We start from the raw sequence: 16,975 nt of genomic DNA, 5'->3' as shown, positions 1-16,975 counted from the left end.
TTTAACACGATTCAGGCTTGCTTAATTCAGTCATCGGCCAACGTGGCGTGGTGGTAACTGACAAACCATCTTTCTGTCCTGCTCTTAAACGCTGATACCCCGCAAAAGCAATCATTGCACCATTATCCGTACATAAAGCAGGTTCTGCATAATAAACAGTCGCTTTGATTTTGGCTAAATCTGCCTCAAGACGTTCACGTAAACGCTTATTGGCACTGACACCACCAGCAATCACCAAGCGTTTTAAACCTGTTTGTTTTAAAGCTTTGATAGATTTTTTCACCAAAGTATCCACCAATGCTTCTTGAAATGATGCTGCAATATCCGCATCCCGATTTTCACCCTCTAATTTTTTCAGTTGAACCGAAACGGCAGTTTTTAGACCACTAAAAGAAAATTGCAGACCTTGGTGCAACATTGGACGTGGAAATTCAAAGGTATTTTTATCACCTTGTTCTGCTAAACGGGAAATATTGGGCCCACCTGGATAAGGTAACTTCAACATTTTTGCCACTTTATCAAAGGCTTCACCTGCTGCATCATCAATCGATTCGCCTAATATTTCATATTCTCCAATGCCATGTGCTGCCATCAGTTGAGTATGTCCACCCGAAACCAATAAAGCGACAAACGGAAATTCTGGTGGTTGAGCAGATAAAAGTGGTGCAAGCATATGACCTTCCATATGATGCACACCGATTGCAGGCTTATTCAGTGCAAATGCCAATGTGCGACCAAACAATGCGCCTGTCATCAATGCGCCCATAAGACCCGGCCCACGCGTATAAGCCACAGCATCGATCTCAGATTTGTTTACATTGCTTTTCTCAAGCAATTGATTAATCAATGGAATTAGCTTTCTTACATGATCACGAGATGCAAGTTCAGGAACAACACCACCATACTCAGCATGCAATTTGATCTGGCTATACAGTACTTGCCCTCTTAAACCGAGTTCACTGTCATAAAGCGCTAATCCTGTTTCATCACAAGACGTTTCTAAGCCAAGAACGATCATTAAATTGCCTTTTACCCGTATCAAAATATTGCTAAAGCTATTATAGACTTGTGATATGAGATGTAAATGAGTAAAATACTGTCCTTCACTTGTGATCAAGGGTAATTCAACCCTGATCTTATCCATAAACCAATGAGGATTCTTCATGCCACAAGTTAAATTGAAAGAAGGCGAACCAGTAGACGTAGCTATCCGTCGTTTCAAACGTTCATGCGAAAAAGCAGGTGTTCTTGCTGACGTTCGTAAACGTGAATTCTACGAAAAACCTACTCAAGAACGTAAACGTAAAAAAGCTGCTGCTGTTAAACGCTACCAAAAGAAATTGGCGCGTGAATCAGTACGTACTACTCGCCTTTACTAAGATTTATTTGTGAATGATTGACTGACTGGACAATTTCAATGACTACTTTAAAAAACCAAATCACTGACGTTTTAAAAGCCGCTATGCGTGCAAAAGAAATGGATAAGTTAACGGTAATACGTGGTCTACAGGCAGCAATCAAGCAAATCGAAGTCGATGAGCGCATAGAGCTTGACGATACTCAGGTTCTTGCGGTCATTGAAAAGCAAATCAAACAACGCAAAGAGTCGGTTAAAGCCTTTTTAGGGGCTAATCGCGAAGATTTAGCTAGTAAAGAACAAGCCGAAATTGAGGTGTTATCTCAGTTTCTACCTGAAGCTATGTCAGAGGACGAGCTTGATTCTCTCATTGCGCAAACAATTGAAGCGCAAGGTGCTACTAGCATGAAAGATATGGGTAAGGTGATGAATTCTCTACGTCCGATCATAGCCGGACGTGCCGATCCTGCACAAGTATCGAGTAAAATCAAAGCAAAACTTGCTTAATTTCCCGATCTCAAAATCTTTTATTGTTTGGTTTGGTCTATTTAAACAGAAATTTAAAAGTTATTTTGCAATGAAATAATTCATTTATTTAAATAGTCCAAATTGATTTAAATTCTTTTTCTAACACCATATAAACTCAATAGATTTATATTTCAAGCTTCGCCATAGATGAGATTGTTCAAATTTTCTATAAATCCGCTAAATTAGAATATTCTCTACTTAAGCACACTTTTACTACTTATTTCAAAATGAAGCGTATATCAATCCATTTCTAGAATTTAACGATTGTTTAAATCACACTGAATATTATATTTTTTTAAAATTTGCATTTCAGGTGAGCTATTTACTTTATTGATAATATCCTGTTTTGTGATCGACATATATGAAGGCGGTAAATTACTGCGATTTTCATCGGTTGCTTTATACATGTCATCCACATAAGTTTTAACAATATCGCAATACTGTGCCTTTTGCTGCGCATCGAATTGAGTGATTTTAGGATTTAAACTCCGCAAAAAGCTTTTCATTTGCGTATTATATTGTGTTGAGATCTTTTCAACTTGGCGTGCATAATGTTCTGCCGCATCTGCAAAGACCAGTTGTGTAGAACCTATTAACACTAAAACTGCCATTATTTTTTTCATAGACTTACTTAAAACTTAAAAAAATTATTTTAGAACAAGATTAACTTTTTCTATAGAAAATAGATATTTATATTTGTTACAAAGTGAACATTCAAATAATTTTATCAACCACGGATTCAAAAGTTAAGTGCAACACATCTGTAATGGGGGTGAAAAAATTAAGTGAATTACAATCATGATGATTTTTTCAACCCTCAATTAGAAAGCACAATATCAAGCAATACACCCAACCTTCTCAAAATGAAAGATACGAAATTTCTCGCTGTTTGAAAAGCAATAAACCTAAAGCACAATTAGCTCGTGAATTAAATCATTCCCGTTCAACTCTTTATAGAGATATTAACCATAATAAAGGACAGCGTGGCTATCATCCTAAACAAGCGCATCAGTTAGCTCAAATTCGTCACTATATGCATACTTCGAGTTTTACTGCGTTTGCCTGTGAGTACATTAATCATCTATTGAAAAGCACATGATCTCCTGAACAAATAGCTTCAGCTTTACAAGTACGTGGATGATTGCTTCATCTCATGAATGGATTTATCAATATATTTGCAGTGATAAGGCAAAGGGTGGAGACTTAAGCAAATGTTTAAGAAGCCAAAAAATGTATAGAAAAAGAGGGCTTAAGAATATAGTAAAACCGTTTAATTTCTCATACATTCATTAAAGAGACGAATAAAAAGCTTACCTATTGAGTTAACCAACCATTTTTTCTTTTTCTTTTCACCTATGCCCACATTTTTTCAATAGGATTAAGGTCAGAACTATAGGGTGGTAATCAAAGTATTTGATGCCCATGTTGAATTAATAAATCTTGTATATCTTGTCGTTTATGGAATGCCACATTATCCATGACAATTACACTATTCGATGGTAATTCAGGTAATAAAAACTCATCTACCCAAAAATGAAATAGATCCGAATTTACTTTGCTATCAAATAAACTAACTACACATAACTTACCCTCATAGATTACTTCAATTACATTGATTTGATTTTTTAATTGCCAATTATATGTTGCATAACTAGGAGCTCCCTATTTTAAATAAACATAAGGTCTATGTTGATCAGATTTCAATTCACTTTGATCAAGATAGATCGAATGTTGATACCTTAATCGGTCTAAATCTTTTAAATACTGCTCTCTGAGTTCCGTTTGTTGCTTTCGAGTGATGTAAAATCTTTTTTAACTTGTGATATTTATACGCTTGAGTGCATCTCAAATTGTAGAAGTACCACAACCAAAACGAGCAGCGCGTTCATATTGATAATCATCAGGATATTGTTCAACATCTGCACGTAATGCATTATCATCAACTTTAGATGGTTTACTTGGCCGAGTTCTTTTTATTTCGATTCGGCTTTTCCATTCGACAATTGTATTTTTATCAATTTCAAAGTGCTGAGCAACTGCTCGGATAGATTGACCTTCTAAGCTTGGCTAATATTTTGCTTCTAAAATGTATTGGATAGCCCATATCTGCATTGTATTGTTTTTTAGTGTGCTGAGACTATAATGATCAACAAGGTCAACTCACAAATCGAATGAGTATTTATTCATTGGAGACCTAAAGAAATATACCAACGTGAAAGATTGGGAGATTTTGAAAGAGATAGGGTCATCGGTAAAAATTATAAAAGTGAAATATTAACCTTGGTTAATCGAAAAGCCTTTATCTTCATATCGTACACTTAGGTACCGCAAGGCGATCCAAACATATCATTTCGCAGCGTATTGAACGATTAAAACTAAGTCACGCCTATGCCTATAGTGTATAACGCTTGACAATTAAAGAGTTTTCAGAGCAAGAGAGGATTACACATCAAGGTATAGCAACATACTTCGCAGATCTTTATAAGTCTACTCAACGTGTAAGAAATGAAAATACCAATGGTTTGATTCGACAGTTTTTGCTAAAATCATCATCATTTGAGCATATTACAGAACCTCAAACACAAGCGATTGAAAACAATTTAAATCATCATCCTCGTAAGTCACTTGGATAGCATATTCCTAGTGAGGTGATGGCAAGGTATTTTACTTTCGCACTTGCTAGTTGAATCTGCCTACTATAAAAAATAAGATTATAATTTTAAATCTGGTGGCAACCCTACTAGCAAAACCTCGGCACATCGTAGTTCTGATACCGTTGCTACCTTCCGGTCCTGGCGGGGTTCTCAGAGTACAATTGCGAAGCCACCAGCAGGGCTACCATTGCAAGATCAAAGTATAGAGATTTTTAAATTTCTTGCAAGTAGCCATTTCTATTTTTAATGATTTTCATGACTATTTGATTAATTCCTCAGCAAGATCAATAAAAACAGGAGTATAAATAAACAAATTCAGACTATTTTCTGTATATTTCCTTAAAAATAATCACATTTTTAGAGAAATGCTAGAACATTGTAAAAGCAGCTTGCATTTCCCTGCCGAGCCGTTTTAAATAAAACCCATTCTCGAATGATATGACTGATTTCTCAATAAGAAATACAGGCAGTAAAGCTACTTTTATGGATTTAACATTATGCTAAAAAAGCATGCGCTCCTTTCAATCGCACTTTTAAGTTCAGCGACTTTGTATGCTATTCCTATTGAATCTAGAGGTTTGAGTAATCAAGACTCAACAGGCAACATTTCTGGTTCCCCTACGCCTATTACTGGAAATATGAACTGGGATTTAATGCAAAAAAATCAACAATTAGAAAATCAAATTCGTGAACTACGTGGCAAGATTGAAGAACAAGACAATGCGATTGAACAGCTCAACAAAGAACTGACAAACCGTTATACGGATTTAGATCAGCGTTTAGAATTGATGGCACAAAAATTAGATGCTGATACTGGCACAACAGATGAAAGTAGTCCTGATGCAACACCAGAAGCTCAACCTCCATCTGATCCAAACACGTCTACCCCAAATCAAGCGCCTATTGCAACTACACCAAACTCGCAAAGTACAACCGAAGCTCCCACTCAAGAAACCGTGAATACCAGTAATACTGCTGATTTAGAAAAAGCAGCTTATACTGTTGCTTTGGATGCTTATAAACAAGGTGGCGCTAAAAAAGCCATTGAGCCAATGCAAAATTTTATTAAAAATAATCCGAATGGCATTTATACAGGCAATGCATATTTTTGGTTAGCTGAGTTCAACTTAGCCATCGAACCACCAAACTATAAAGAAGCCAAAAAAAATTATGAAATCGTTGCTGCAAAATACGCAAATTCATCTAAAGCACCACGTGCCTTATACCGTTTATATAGCATCGCAATGGAGGTAAATAAAAACCCTCAAACTGCAAATGTCTATAAAAACAAACTATTAACTGCATTTCCTAACTCAGAAGAAGCCACTTATTTAAAGAAAAGCTAAGAGCACTTCAGTTCTTATGCTCCAATAAAATAAAAAAGACATCCAAGAGGATGTCTTTTTAAATTTATCGAGTTTAATTTAAAATCACAATATTAACGAACAATACCACGTTTTGATTGGATTAAAGAGTCTAATAATCGCTGCGCTTCTGGAACTTCAGGCAAAATATCTGCTGTGATTTTTGCAATTGCTTGTTCAGTAGTTAAATTGTCTTTATAAATCAATTTAAATGCTTCACGTAAACCTTGAATCACATTTTTCGACCAACCTTTGCGACGCATGCCTTCGACATTCATCCCAAATGCGTGAGCAGGATTACCAGAAACCATCACATAAGCAGGCACATCTTTTAAAATCAAAGACGCCCCACCAATCATGCTATAAGAATCGATCTTACAAAATTGATGAATCCCAGAGTTTCCACCAATAACCACATAATCACCAATGTGGACATGCCCTGCTATTCCAACATTATTAGCAAAGATATTATGATCACCGATCTGACAGTCATGTGCAACGTGCGTATTGACCATAAGCAAATTATGACTACCAATCTTGGTTAAGCCATGATCCTGAACTGTACCACGATGTAAGCTACAATGTTCACGAATTTTATTTGCATCGCCTATTTCTAACCAAGTTTCTTCACCTTGAAACTTAAGGTCTTGGCATACTTCACCCACACTTGCAAACTGAAAAATTTCGTTATCTTTACCAATGCGTGTAAAGCCACCTACCACAACATGAGAATGAAGCTTAGTACCAGAATCAATGCTAACATTCGGTCCAATAATACAATACGGTCCAATTTCTACATCAGCAGCAATCTGTGCAGTAGCGTCAATAATAGCGGTAGAATGAATTAAATCTTTGTTACTCATGCCTGCTCTAATTTTTGATGAGAGATGATAATTTCAGCAGTTGCTGCTACCATGCCGTCTACACTAGCAGTACATAAATATTTGTAAATGCCACGTTTTTGCATAAGTAATTCAGATTTTAGCACAAGTTGGTCACCTGGAACGACTTGTTTTTTGAAACGCACCTTCTCAGCACCAGCAAACAAAAACAATGAACCAGGTCTTGGTTTTTCATTATTCATGATAAAACCTAATACACCTGAAATTTGCGCCATCGCTTCAACGATCAATACTCCTGGCATAATCGGATAGCCAGGAAAATGACCTTGCATAAATTCTTCATTGATGGACACATTTTTATAGCCAACAATGCCATTTTCTGTGACTTCTGTTACACGATCTACAAGCAAAAATGGATAACGATGTGGTAAATACTCACGAATCGTTTGGGTTTGCATAGGTAATTCAGGAACCGTGAAAGGTAGAGATTTAGACTCAGTCATAATTATTTACGCGATTTTAAAGTTGATTCAAGGTGCTCGATTTGAGCCTGCATATGATCTAGTTGTTTAACTATCTTGGTCAATGGCACATCTGCTAATTGTCGAAGTCGAACAACAGTACGTTTCCAATGATTTGATTCAAACTGTCCAGTCCCAGAAGAGTAAGAACCTGCTACAGAAATAGTTTTTGTCACCATTGACATTCCTGTAATAGTTACATTATCTGCAATATTAATGTGACCTACGACACCAACTCCACCTGCTAAAATGCAGTTTTTGCCAATCACAGTACTGCCTGCGATACCACACTTGGCTGCTATTGCTGTATTTTCACCAATCACCACGTTATGTGCGATTTGCACAAGATTATCAATAATGACACCATTTTTCAGAATCGTATCATCTAAAGCGCCACGATCTATACTACAATTTGAACCAATTCGCACATCATTACCAATCTGTACAGACCCCAATTGCACGATTCGGTTCCATTTACCTTGATAAGGTGCAAAACCAAAACCTTCACCACCAATCACTGTATTGGCATGTACACGCACACGATTGGCAATTTTAGCTTTGCCTGTAATCGTGACATGTGAATCAATAAAGCAAGCCTTTCCAATCTCAACATGATTATCAAGCTGCACATGTGATTGGATTACTGTATCCTCACCCACCACACAATTTTCACCAATCACCACATAATGACCAATATAGGCATTATCAGCAATGATCGCTGAATCTGCAATTTGTGCAGTTGCTTCAATTCCACGTTTTAGCACCTTATCTTCAAAATGATGCGTCAAAATGGCAAAAGCTAGATAAGGATTATCTACGACGATGAAATTATGATGATTATTCAATTGATTTTTGAGCGTAGCAGTGACTATTAAAGCACCTGCGTGAGAAGCCCGCGCTTCTTGTAAATATTTTTCACCATTTACAAAAGAAATATGCTGAGATTGCGCTTGTTCTAGACTCGATAATCCAACTAGAACAAGATCAGATTGACCAATTAGCTCACCTTGGACAAGCCGAGCTAATTCATCGAGATAAAATTGATGAGATGTCATTGATTATTTAATTGCATTAACCTTTTGGATCATTTTAGCAGTTAAATCATTCTTTGCGTCATAAGCTAAGGCTGAGTTTTTATTCAAAACCATATCTAAGTTATTTTCTTGGCGCAATTGTTCAGCAGCTTGCTTCACACGTGTTTCAAAAGTTTTGTTGGTATTTTGAATTGTGGTTTGTACTTTTGCTTGTACAGACTGCTGAATAGATTGATATTCTGTTACTTTCGCTTGGTATTGCTTTTGAATCTGTTCAGGATTTGCACCTTTTGCTTGCGCTTGTTGTTGCAAACTTTGGATATCTTTGGAAATTTTTTCAAGCTTTGCTGAATCAGGTTTAACCATTTGCTCCAAGCTTGCATTTTGTTGTTTCAAATAGGTACTGCTTTCAACTACTTTTTCGATATCAACAACACCATAGCCAGCAGCATTGACTAAACTGGTAAAGCTTAAACCCAATAATACGCATACTATTTTTTTCATAATTTTTCCTTCAAAATACTTTAAATTTCAAAATATAAAATGATCGAACTTAGAAAGTTCGACCGATCTCAAATTGGATTTCCTTTGTTTCATCACCTGGTTTATCATTCAATGGGAATGCATAACTGAGTGACAATGGACCAATCATGGTGATCCATGTGAAGCCTACACCTACACTATAACGCATATTATCGAGTTCAAAACCAAAATTATCTTTACAGTATTTTTGTGCATCAATACCTGTATGATCTTTATCAAAATTTAGGTTACCTTTAGGTACATCACATTGTGTATCAAAGACTTGTGCACCCTCAGCGAAGATAACAGGACGTACTTGACGTGTCCAATCTCCTTTAAATGGTAATGGTAGCGCCAGTTCAGTACCAAATTGAACTAAAGCATTCCCTCCTACTTCCTCAAAGTCATAGTCTTTGGTTTGACGCTCATTAAAGGTCACACCAGGGTATTTCGGACCTAAGGTACTATTATCATAACCACGTACCGAACCATAACCACCTGCATAGAAGTTTTTATAGAAAGGTAAATCATTACCATAACCCAGTTTACCATAGCCACGTAACACAAAATCTTTACCTAATGGCAAGAAAGCCTGTGCATCGTAAACTACTTTTTGATATTCAACATCACTGCCTGGTAATGCTATTTCAGCATTGATACGATGTGACATACCACTGGTTGGAAAAATCGGGCGGTTTAAAGTATTATATGACCAACCTAAATTTAAGTTATAGGTTAAAAACTTACCTTCAAAACGGTCATCATAAGCAACTTCATCTACTTTACATTTAACACCAACAACAACATCTTCCTCTGTTGTCGGATCTTTTTCTGTAATCTCTTCTAATTGCGAATTCCCCGCATCATCTGTAGGACAATAGGTTGTACTATTGGTTGCTTTACCACCATTCGCTAATAAATAGTCGCGTACATAAGTCGATACATAAGGGCCTGTAGTGACTTTCGTACTGTCAATATTTAAACCTGCACTCAGGCTTTGGTTTTCATCAATTGGATAAGCAAAGTTAAGCCCACCACCAAAACTATCAGTGACATAGTTATTAACGTTATAATCATTATTCAATTTAGTTTTACGATAGTACATATTATAACCACGACTTACCCCATCAATGGTAAAATATGGGTCAGTCACACTTAAGTTATAATAGTCTTGTGTTTCAGAACGCGATAAATCAATAGAAACACGGTTTCCTGTTCCTAAAAAGTTAGTTTGGCTTAATCCTGCCTGGAACGTGACACCACCATTTTGTGAATAACCTACAGCCAAAGTACTTGTACCAGAATGTTGCTCTTCCACTTCAATATTTAAATCAACTTGATCAGGTTGATTAGGAACACGAATAGGCTTAACATCAACTTTACTAAAGAAACCCGTACGTTCTAAACGGACTTTGGACAATTCAATTTTTTCATTACTGGCCAAAGCACCTTCCATCTGACGCATTTCACGGCGTAATACTTCATCGGCAGTTTTCGTATTACCTGAAAAATTAATACGACGCACAGTCACTTGTTGCCCTGGATTTACATAATAGTTTAAATCTACCGTATGCGAACTGGCATTAATTTCAGGGACAACATTGACTTCGGTATAGTAATATCCTGCATTACCATATTTACGCAATAACAGCTGTTTAACCGCATTGACTTTTTCTTGTGAATAAGTGGTACCATCTTTATAGATCTGCAATGCTTTTAATTCTTCTGGTTTATATAACGCATCACCTAAAAATTTAGACTCGCCAAATTTATACTGTTCACCCTCATCGACTGACACTTCAATAAAGATATTTTTCTTATCTTCACTGATATTTAAATTTGAACTATTAATATCAAAATTGATATAACCCTTATTCAAATACATTGCACGCAAAGCTTCTAAGCTTGCAGACATTTTTTCACGTGCATAACGGTCATTACGTGTAACAACTGACGCCCAACCTGTTTCTTTTACCGCAAAAGCACGTTTAATATCTTCATCTTTAAAAACGGTGTTTCCAATAATATTAATATTAAAAACTTTGGCAGGTTTACCTTCATTAAAATTAATATTTAGATCAACACGGTTATTTGGACGAGCCACAGATTCAACTGTGATATCCGAGTCATAACGACCTTGCTGTGAATACTGTTGTTCAAGTTCAGTTTCTAAAGTCTGTAAAGATGACTTCTTCAGAACTTCACCCTCAGCCAATCCCATTTTTTTCAAGCCTTCTTCTAAAGCTTCTTTAGGAATTAACTTATTTCCTTTTAAGTTGATTTTTGAAATGATTGGACGCTCAACCACTTTAAAAACTAAAACATCATTTTCTTTACTTGCTTGAATATCATCAAAAGAATTTGAGGCATACAATGCACGAATCGCATCTGCAATGGCAGGATCGTTAACACGATCACCACTATTAATCGGAAGCAAAGCAAGCACATTACTTTGAGTTAAACGAACCAAGCCATCCACACGAATGTCACGCGCAATGAACTCATCTGCTGCATGTACCTGTTGTACTGCTGCCATTGCACTAACGAGTGCCAATGGCATAAATAAATGTGAGTGCTGCATGCCTATTATTTTCCAGTAAGTTAATTTTTCACTCTTGCGTCTTATAAACGCATAAAATCATTAAATATTGCCAGAAGCATCATACTTCCAAGCAGTACCATACCAATTTTCAAGCCAACCAATTGTATTTGTTCAGAAACAGGTTTGCCACGCAAAGCTTCAATAAAATAGTAAACCAAATGCCCACCATCTAACATTGGAATCGGCAATAAGTTTAAAATACCAAGACTTACGCTCATCAGTGCCATAAATGAAATGAAGGTTTGCCATCCCATTTCAGCACTTTGACCTGCAACTTTAGCAATGGTAATTGGACCAGATAAATTATCCAAACCAATTAAACCACGTACCATTTTCACCATTGAATTCAAAATCATGCTAGAAAGTTGTCCTGTTTTTTCAACAGCGACTAGCAAAGCCTCAGCAGGATTATACTGGATGGTTTGCTTATATTCTGCAGGAATATTAACTTTGCCTGTTTGTGCTTGTACACCGAGCATGCCTGTGACTTTACCCATATTGTCACGTTGGCCTTGTGGCATCACTTGTAAATGTGTCACTTGCCCATTACGTAACACATCAATATTTAATAGTTTTTCAGGCGATTTTTGCACCACATCAACCACATCAAACCAATCGTTCATTTTGACTTGATTAATGGCAATGATTTGATCGCCTTGCTTCATTCCTTGGCGAATAGCAGCGCCATCTTCACTAAGCTTATACACTGTAGCAGGAATGTGCGGGCGATACGGTACAAATCCCAATACATCAAAAGGAGATTGAGTTTGATCTTTCAAAAACCCCTGAATAGGTAATTCAAAGGTTTTGATTTGACCCGCACGCTCTGCTTGAACTTCAATATGCCCCGTTTCACCAACACGATTGACAAGCGCATAATTCAGCTTTTCCCATGTGGCGGTTGGCGTCCCATCAATGGCAACAATTTTATCACCTTGTTGCATCTGAACCGTTGCTGCTGGCGTATTTGGCAAAATTTTACCTATACGAGTATTTAACTGCTCTTGCGCCGGTAAAAATAAAATCCAAAACAACAAAATTGCAAAGATCAAATTGATCAATGGTCCTGCAGCAACAATGGCAATACGTTTCCACGGTGACTGACGATTAAAAGCATAAGGTAAATCTTCTGCACTTACATTGCCTTCTCGCTCATCCAACATTTTCACATAACCACCTAGTGGTAATGCTGAAAGCTGATATTGAATGCCTGATTTTTTCGATGTCCATTTCAACAGTGTTGGACCAAAACCAATTGAGTACACCAAAACCTTAACACCAAGTTTCCGTGCAACCCAATAATGTCCAAACTCATGAATCGCAATCAATGGACCTAAGAGGAAAATGGCAGCAACAATGATAAACAGAACATTCATAGCTTAGCTTTCCAATTGCGCAATGTATTCAGTTGCAAAATGTCGAGCAACTTGATCTGTATGCAAAATCTTTTCAATAGATTCTGCAGAACTATTTTGAACGTGATTTAGCGTATGTTCAACCACTTGTGCAATTTGCAAAAACTGAATTTTTTCATTTAAAAATGCAGCTACAGCAATTTCATTCGCAGCATTTAAAATTGCAGGCGCTAAACTACCTGCTTGCATCGCTTGACGTGCTAATTTTAACGCAGGAAAACGCATTAAATCAGGCTCTTGAAAATCTAACTGAGAATGTACAAACAAGTCTAATGGTGGTACAGGTGTGGTGATACGCTCAGGCCATGCAAGTGCATGTGCGATCGGCGTACACATATCAGGATTACCCATTTGAGCCAAAGTTGAACCATCTACATATTGAACCATTGAATGAATGATACTTTGTGGATGAACTACCACTGTAACAAATTGTTCTTTAATTGAAAATAAATGACATGCTTCAATCAACTCTAACCCTTTATTCATTAAGGTTGCCGAATCGACTGAAATTTTTTGTCCCATTGACCAATTCGGATGCTTTACTGCTTGAGCTGGGGTTACCCGTTTGAGTTGCTCTAAACTATGATGAATAAAAGGTCCACCCGACGCAGTTAATAAAACTTGCTGCACACCCAATAGAGGTTCACCATTTTTTTCTATTTGTAAATAATTTTGCGGCAGACATTGAAAAATAGCATTATGTTCAGAATCAACAGGCAATAGTAACGCTTGATGCTGTTTTGCTGCTTGTAGCATCAAATCACCAGACATCACCAAAGCCTCTTTATTAGCTAAGAGAACACGTTTGCCTGCTTTGACAGCTGCTAAAGTCGGTAATAGTCCTACACCACCAATAATTGCCGCCATGACAATATCGACATCCGCATGTTCAGCAACCTGAATCAGCCCTGCTTCATCTGTTAGAATTTCAATATTTTCAATTTGATGTAATTTAAATAATTGCTGTAAAGTATCTACTTGATTTGAGGGTACAACAACAACTTTAGGTTGATATTGTTTACAGATCTGTGCCAGTTCGTGAATGCGACTATGTCCCGTTACAGCAAAAATTGAATATTTTTCAGGATGTTCTGCGACAACTTTTAAAGTACTCTGACCAATCGACCCTGTAGCACCCAAAATACAAATAGATTGAGACATCTATAAATTTACACCTATCAACTTTAAAACATACATTCCTGCTGCAAAAATTGGAGCGGCAGCCAGCAATGAGTCTATTCGGTCTAATACACCACCATGACCCGGTAAAATACGACCAGAATCTTTAATACCTGCACGACGCTTGATCATCGATTCAAACAAATCACCAAGTACAGAGCTAAACACTGTCACAATAGACAGAATTAAAAACAAAATATGTTGTGGAAGCGTTAATGCCAAATAATTGTATTGCACTATGACGATCACAATTGCAACCGTCACAATACCACCAATCAAGCCTTCAATTGATTTGTTTGGGCTGACATCAGGTGCTAACTTGCGCTTACCGAGTTTACGTCCAACAAAGTAAGCACCGCTATCTGCACCCCAAACTAACAAGAACAAATACATCAACCACCAAGGTGAACTTTCCCAAACTTTAAAGATAGCAGTGACTGCTGCACTAATCAGCACCAAACCAATTAAATGCAATGTCGCATTATACCAACCATCATATTCAGGATAAGACTTCACCCAAAATAGGCTACATAACCATGTCAAAATGGATGCGCTCCACAATAGCAAAGCAAGATCACTAAAATATAACGCTAAACCAGAAATAAAAGCGGTAAATACACCAAAGCCTGCTGCTTTGAGTTTACGCACAGATTCAGTTTGATGGGGCATGAGTTTAAACCACTCATAACCTGCTGCACCTGCTGCGATAATCATTAACACTAACATTGGATATTGCGAGGTCGTTGCAAACATACAACTCAGTACAACTGCAACCAAAACCAATGCGGTTATTATCCGCTCTAACATTATAAGTTCTCTATATGCTCTTGTTGAATTTGTTCAGAGGTTTTCCCAAAGCGCCGTTCACGACCAGAAAAAACATTAAACGCATATTCTAATTCTTTGACGGTAAATTCAGGCCATAATGTTTGAGTGAAATACAACTCAGCATAAGCAGCCTGCCAAAGTAAAAAATTGGATAAACGAAAATCACCGCCTGTTCGAATCAATAAATCTACAGGTGTTAAATCCCCTAGACTGATCATCTGACCAAACATTTCAGTGTTAATTTGATTCACATCAATTTTTTCATCTTTTACCAATTGCGCAATTTGCTGGGCGGTATGGGCAATATCCCACATTCCGCCATAACTGATTGCAATGGTTAAAGTCATGTGAGTGAACTTAGCAGTCCTTTGTTCAGCATGCAACATTAATTGTTTCAATTCAGTTGAAAGCCGGCTGCGATCGCCAATAAAACGTAAAGAAATTTCAAACTTTTCCATACGTGGAATTTGCTCATGAATTGTTTCTTCTAACAACTTCATTAACAAATCCACCTCATATTGGGGACGATTCCAATTTTCACTTGAAAATGCAAAAACAGTCAGTGCTTGCACACCGACTTTACGACAATGCTCTACGATTGGGTCAAGAACATTTTTACCTTCACGGTGTCCATCCCCCTTTTGCAATTGTTTCTTTTTTGCAAAACGATTGTTGCCATCCATGATGATGGCAACGTGTCGAGGAAGATGGTTGTCTTCAGATGTGGTCATTATTAGTCTTAGACCTTCATCAATTCAGCTTCTTTGGCAGCCAAACGTTTGTCTACTTCAGCAACGTATTTGTCTGTGATTTTTTGGATCTCATCACCTGCACGACGTTCATCATCTTCAGAAATTTCTTTTTCTTTCAATAACGCTTTGATATCACCCAAGACATCACGACGAATGTTACGAATCGCAACTTTGGCATTCTCAGCTTCATTACGTGCAACCTTTTGCATATCGCGGCGAGTTTCCTCAGTCAACGCTGCCATTGGTACACGAATTGAATCTGCAGTCACTGGGTTTAAACCCAAGTCAGATTCACGAATCGCTTTATCAATTGCATTTACCATTGAGCGTTCAAACGGTTGCACCAATAAAGTACGAGAATCCTCCACACCAATGTTTGCCACTTGGTTTAATGGCACATCAGAACCATAGTAAGGAACCATTACACCATTGAGGATAGATGGATGCGCACGACCCGTACGAACCTTTGCAAAACCGTGGTCTAACGAGTCAAGTGACTTGTTCATACGGTCTTCAGCATCTTTTTTAAGATCGTTAATCATATGATCTTCCTTACTTATTTATCTAAATTGTATAACTAAAATTGCAGTAGTATAAAGAGCTTTATGGCTCACGTACATTAGTTTGTAACGTGAGTTCCTTCTTTTTCACCCATCACAACTGAAAGTAATGAACCCGCTTTGTTCATATCAAATACTTGCAATGGCACATTATGGTCACGACACAAGCAAATCGCGGTTAAATCCATCACACCCAACTTCTCGTCCAATACCTGATCGAAAGTCAGTGTTTCGTATTTTACTGCATCTTCGTATTTACTTGGGTCTTTATTATAAACGCCATCCACTTTGGTAGCTTTTAAAATTAAATCTGCTTCAATTTCAATCCCACGTAAACATGCTGCTGTATCAGTCGTAAAGAATGGATTACCTGTACCCGCAACAAAGACGCACACTTCACCTTGAGTTAAATGACGAATCGCATCACGGCTTGAATAAGCCTCTACCACCGCACCGATTGGCAGTGCTGACATTAAACGCGTTTTAATGTTGCGGCGTACTAATGCATCACGCAGTGCCAACCCATTCATCACTGTTGCTAACATACCCATTTGGTCGCCTGTTACACGACCCACTAAGCCGTCTTTTTGTAACTGGCTACCACGATATAAGTTACCACCACCCACTACGATACCCACTTGCACACCTAACCCAACTAAATGTGCAATTGACAATGACATTTGGTCTAATACTTGCGCATCAATCCCCATGTCTTTATTGCCAGCAAGTGCTTCACCTGATAATTTCAACAAAATACGTTCAAAACGTGGTTTTTTTGAATCTAACATTGTAAAAACTCCAATTTCTATACTTAATA

Annotated in this window: 17 protein-coding genes, 1 other RNA gene and 2 pseudogenes; 4 read left to right on the top strand and 16 right to left on the bottom strand. The window is 37.4% G+C overall.

The window, feature by feature from the left end; genetic code table 11:
- Position 1: 1 nt before the first annotated feature.
- A complete protein-coding gene (gene tsaD, locus DJ533_RS08580; RefSeq protein WP_065992078.1) occupies positions 2 to 1,018 on the bottom strand; it encodes a tRNA (adenosine(37)-N6)-threonylcarbamoyltransferase complex transferase subunit TsaD in 1,017 nt (338 codons plus the stop codon).
- 145 nt (positions 1,019 to 1,163) lie between these two features.
- Here tsaD and rpsU point away from each other — a divergent pair, with 145 nt between their 5' ends.
- Complete coding sequence (rpsU, locus tag DJ533_RS08575; protein WP_001136722.1) at positions 1,164 to 1,379, top strand: 30S ribosomal protein S21; 216 nt, start codon at positions 1,164 to 1,166, stop codon at positions 1,377 to 1,379.
- A gap of 38 nt (positions 1,380 to 1,417) precedes the next feature.
- Entirely contained in the window at positions 1,418 to 1,864 is a 447-nt protein-coding gene (locus DJ533_RS08570) for a GatB/YqeY domain-containing protein (protein ID WP_065992076.1), read from the top strand.
- Positions 1,865 to 2,142: 278 nt separating this feature from the next.
- Here the strand turns inward: DJ533_RS08570 and DJ533_RS08565 are convergent, their stop codons facing one another.
- The 3 genes and pseudogenes from DJ533_RS08565 to DJ533_RS08550 form a co-directional block, all read right to left on the bottom strand.
- Entirely contained in the window at positions 2,143 to 2,508 is a 366-nt protein-coding gene (locus DJ533_RS08565) for a hypothetical protein (RefSeq protein ID WP_065992074.1), read from the bottom strand.
- A 781-nt stretch (positions 2,509 to 3,289) separates the two neighbouring features.
- The gene (locus DJ533_RS19155) at positions 3,290 to 3,484 is read right to left on the bottom strand and encodes a transposase (RefSeq protein ID WP_407647744.1); all 195 of its coding nucleotides are present in this window, start codon (positions 3,482 to 3,484) and stop codon (positions 3,290 to 3,292) included.
- A 158-nt stretch (positions 3,485 to 3,642) separates the two neighbouring features.
- Positions 3,643 to 3,989: pseudogene (locus DJ533_RS08550) on the bottom strand (IS630 transposase-related protein).
- 77 nt (positions 3,990 to 4,066) lie between these two features.
- Here DJ533_RS08550 and DJ533_RS18895 point away from each other — a divergent pair.
- Positions 4,067 to 4,518: pseudogene (locus tag DJ533_RS18895) on the top strand (IS30 family transposase); the annotation flags it as partial.
- A 102-nt stretch (positions 4,519 to 4,620) separates the two neighbouring features.
- Here the strand turns inward: DJ533_RS18895 and ffs are convergent.
- An RNA gene (gene ffs, locus DJ533_RS08540) (signal recognition particle sRNA small type) lies at positions 4,621 to 4,717 on the bottom strand.
- Positions 4,718 to 5,033: 316 nt separating this feature from the next.
- Between ffs and DJ533_RS08535 the strand changes: the two genes are divergently transcribed.
- Positions 5,034 to 5,885, top strand: coding sequence for a YbgF trimerization domain-containing protein (locus tag DJ533_RS08535; protein WP_171488609.1), 852 nt, complete (start codon positions 5,034 to 5,036; stop codon positions 5,883 to 5,885).
- Positions 5,886 to 5,977: 92 nt separating this feature from the next.
- Here the strand turns inward: DJ533_RS08535 and lpxA are convergent, their stop codons facing one another.
- The 11 genes from lpxA to pyrH form a co-directional block, all read right to left on the bottom strand.
- Positions 5,978 to 6,766 (bottom strand): acyl-ACP--UDP-N-acetylglucosamine O-acyltransferase, encoded by a 789-nt coding sequence (gene lpxA / locus DJ533_RS08530; RefSeq protein WP_065992067.1) that lies wholly within the window; start codon positions 6,764 to 6,766, stop codon positions 5,978 to 5,980.
- Positions 6,763 to 7,248 (bottom strand): 3-hydroxyacyl-ACP dehydratase FabZ, encoded by a 486-nt coding sequence (gene fabZ / locus DJ533_RS08525; protein ID WP_065992065.1) that lies wholly within the window; start codon positions 7,246 to 7,248, stop codon positions 6,763 to 6,765. Before fabZ ends, lpxA begins: the two co-directional genes overlap by 4 nt.
- Before the next feature lie 2 nt (positions 7,249 to 7,250).
- On the bottom strand, positions 7,251 to 8,321 hold the full coding sequence (lpxD, locus tag DJ533_RS08520) for a UDP-3-O-(3-hydroxymyristoyl)glucosamine N-acyltransferase (RefSeq protein ID WP_065992063.1): 1,071 nt from the start codon (positions 8,319 to 8,321) through the stop codon (positions 7,251 to 7,253).
- 3 nt (positions 8,322 to 8,324) lie between these two features.
- Positions 8,325 to 8,804 carry an OmpH family outer membrane protein gene (locus DJ533_RS08515; protein ID WP_065992061.1) on the bottom strand — a complete coding sequence of 160 codons (480 nt, stop codon included), beginning with the start codon at positions 8,802 to 8,804 and terminating at the stop codon, positions 8,325 to 8,327.
- Between the two features lie 49 nt (positions 8,805 to 8,853).
- Positions 8,854 to 11,403 carry an outer membrane protein assembly factor BamA gene (gene bamA, locus DJ533_RS08510; protein ID WP_065992059.1) on the bottom strand — a complete coding sequence of 850 codons (2,550 nt, stop codon included), beginning with the start codon at positions 11,401 to 11,403 and terminating at the stop codon, positions 8,854 to 8,856.
- A gap of 41 nt (positions 11,404 to 11,444) precedes the next feature.
- Positions 11,445 to 12,800 carry an RIP metalloprotease RseP gene (gene rseP, locus DJ533_RS08505; RefSeq protein ID WP_065992057.1) on the bottom strand — a complete coding sequence of 452 codons (1,356 nt, stop codon included), beginning with the start codon at positions 12,798 to 12,800 and terminating at the stop codon, positions 11,445 to 11,447.
- 3 nt (positions 12,801 to 12,803) lie between these two features.
- Positions 12,804 to 14,000, bottom strand: coding sequence for a 1-deoxy-D-xylulose-5-phosphate reductoisomerase (ispC, locus tag DJ533_RS08500; protein ID WP_065992055.1), 1,197 nt, complete (start codon positions 13,998 to 14,000; stop codon positions 12,804 to 12,806).
- Positions 14,001 to 14,825, bottom strand: coding sequence for a phosphatidate cytidylyltransferase (locus DJ533_RS08495; protein WP_065992053.1), 825 nt, complete (start codon positions 14,823 to 14,825; stop codon positions 14,001 to 14,003).
- Positions 14,825 to 15,577, bottom strand: coding sequence for a polyprenyl diphosphate synthase (gene uppS, locus DJ533_RS08490; protein ID WP_065992052.1), 753 nt, complete (start codon positions 15,575 to 15,577; stop codon positions 14,825 to 14,827). The genes DJ533_RS08495 and uppS overlap by 1 nt, the downstream gene beginning before the upstream one ends.
- An 8-nt stretch (positions 15,578 to 15,585) precedes the next feature.
- Positions 15,586 to 16,140, bottom strand: coding sequence for a ribosome recycling factor (frr, locus tag DJ533_RS08485; RefSeq protein WP_065992051.1), 555 nt, complete (start codon positions 16,138 to 16,140; stop codon positions 15,586 to 15,588).
- A 77-nt stretch (positions 16,141 to 16,217) separates the two neighbouring features.
- Complete coding sequence (pyrH, locus tag DJ533_RS08480) at positions 16,218 to 16,946, bottom strand: UMP kinase (RefSeq protein WP_065992049.1); 729 nt, start codon at positions 16,944 to 16,946, stop codon at positions 16,218 to 16,220.
- Positions 16,947 to 16,975 lie beyond the last annotated feature (29 nt).

This window comes from Acinetobacter defluvii (assembly GCF_001704615.3).
GTDB classification, from domain to species: Bacteria; Pseudomonadota; Gammaproteobacteria; order Pseudomonadales; family Moraxellaceae; genus Acinetobacter; species Acinetobacter defluvii.
Note: the sequence above shows the minus strand (reverse complement) of the source record. Positions and strands in the feature narration are given on the sequence as shown.

Bases quoted from the DNA above. Each gene is read 5' to 3' on its own strand.
- frr (WP_065992051.1), bottom strand. From the start codon at position 16,140: ATGATTAACGATCTTAAAAAAGATGCTGAAGACCGTATGAACAAGTCA.
- lpxA (WP_065992067.1), bottom strand. From the start codon at position 6,766: ATGAGTAACAAAGATTTAATTCATTCTACCGCTATTATTGACGCTACT.
- DJ533_RS08565 (WP_065992074.1), bottom strand. From the start codon at position 2,508: ATGAAAAAAATAATGGCAGTTTTAGTGTTAATAGGTTCTACACAACTG.
- rseP (WP_065992057.1), bottom strand. From the start codon at position 12,800: ATGAATGTTCTGTTTATCATTGTTGCTGCCATTTTCCTCTTAGGTCCA.
- DJ533_RS08515 (WP_065992061.1), bottom strand. From the start codon at position 8,804: ATGAAAAAAATAGTATGCGTATTATTGGGTTTAAGCTTTACCAGTTTA.
- bamA (WP_065992059.1), bottom strand. From the start codon at position 11,403: ATGCAGCACTCACATTTATTTATGCCATTGGCACTCGTTAGTGCAATG.
- DJ533_RS08495 (WP_065992053.1), bottom strand. From the start codon at position 14,825: ATGTTAGAGCGGATAATAACCGCATTGGTTTTGGTTGCAGTTGTACTG.
- pyrH (WP_065992049.1), bottom strand. From the start codon at position 16,946: ATGTTAGATTCAAAAAAACCACGTTTTGAACGTATTTTGTTGAAATTA.
- DJ533_RS08570 (WP_065992076.1), top strand. From the start codon at position 1,418: ATGACTACTTTAAAAAACCAAATCACTGACGTTTTAAAAGCCGCTATG.
- tsaD (WP_065992078.1), bottom strand. From the start codon at position 1,018: ATGATCGTTCTTGGCTTAGAAACGTCTTGTGATGAAACAGGATTAGCG.
- uppS (WP_065992052.1), bottom strand. From the start codon at position 15,577: ATGACCACATCTGAAGACAACCATCTTCCTCGACACGTTGCCATCATC.
- rpsU (WP_001136722.1), top strand. From the start codon at position 1,164: ATGCCACAAGTTAAATTGAAAGAAGGCGAACCAGTAGACGTAGCTATC.
- lpxD (WP_065992063.1), bottom strand. From the start codon at position 8,321: ATGACATCTCATCAATTTTATCTCGATGAATTAGCTCGGCTTGTCCAA.
- fabZ (WP_065992065.1), bottom strand. From the start codon at position 7,248: ATGACTGAGTCTAAATCTCTACCTTTCACGGTTCCTGAATTACCTATG.
- ispC (WP_065992055.1), bottom strand. From the start codon at position 14,000: ATGTCTCAATCTATTTGTATTTTGGGTGCTACAGGGTCGATTGGTCAG.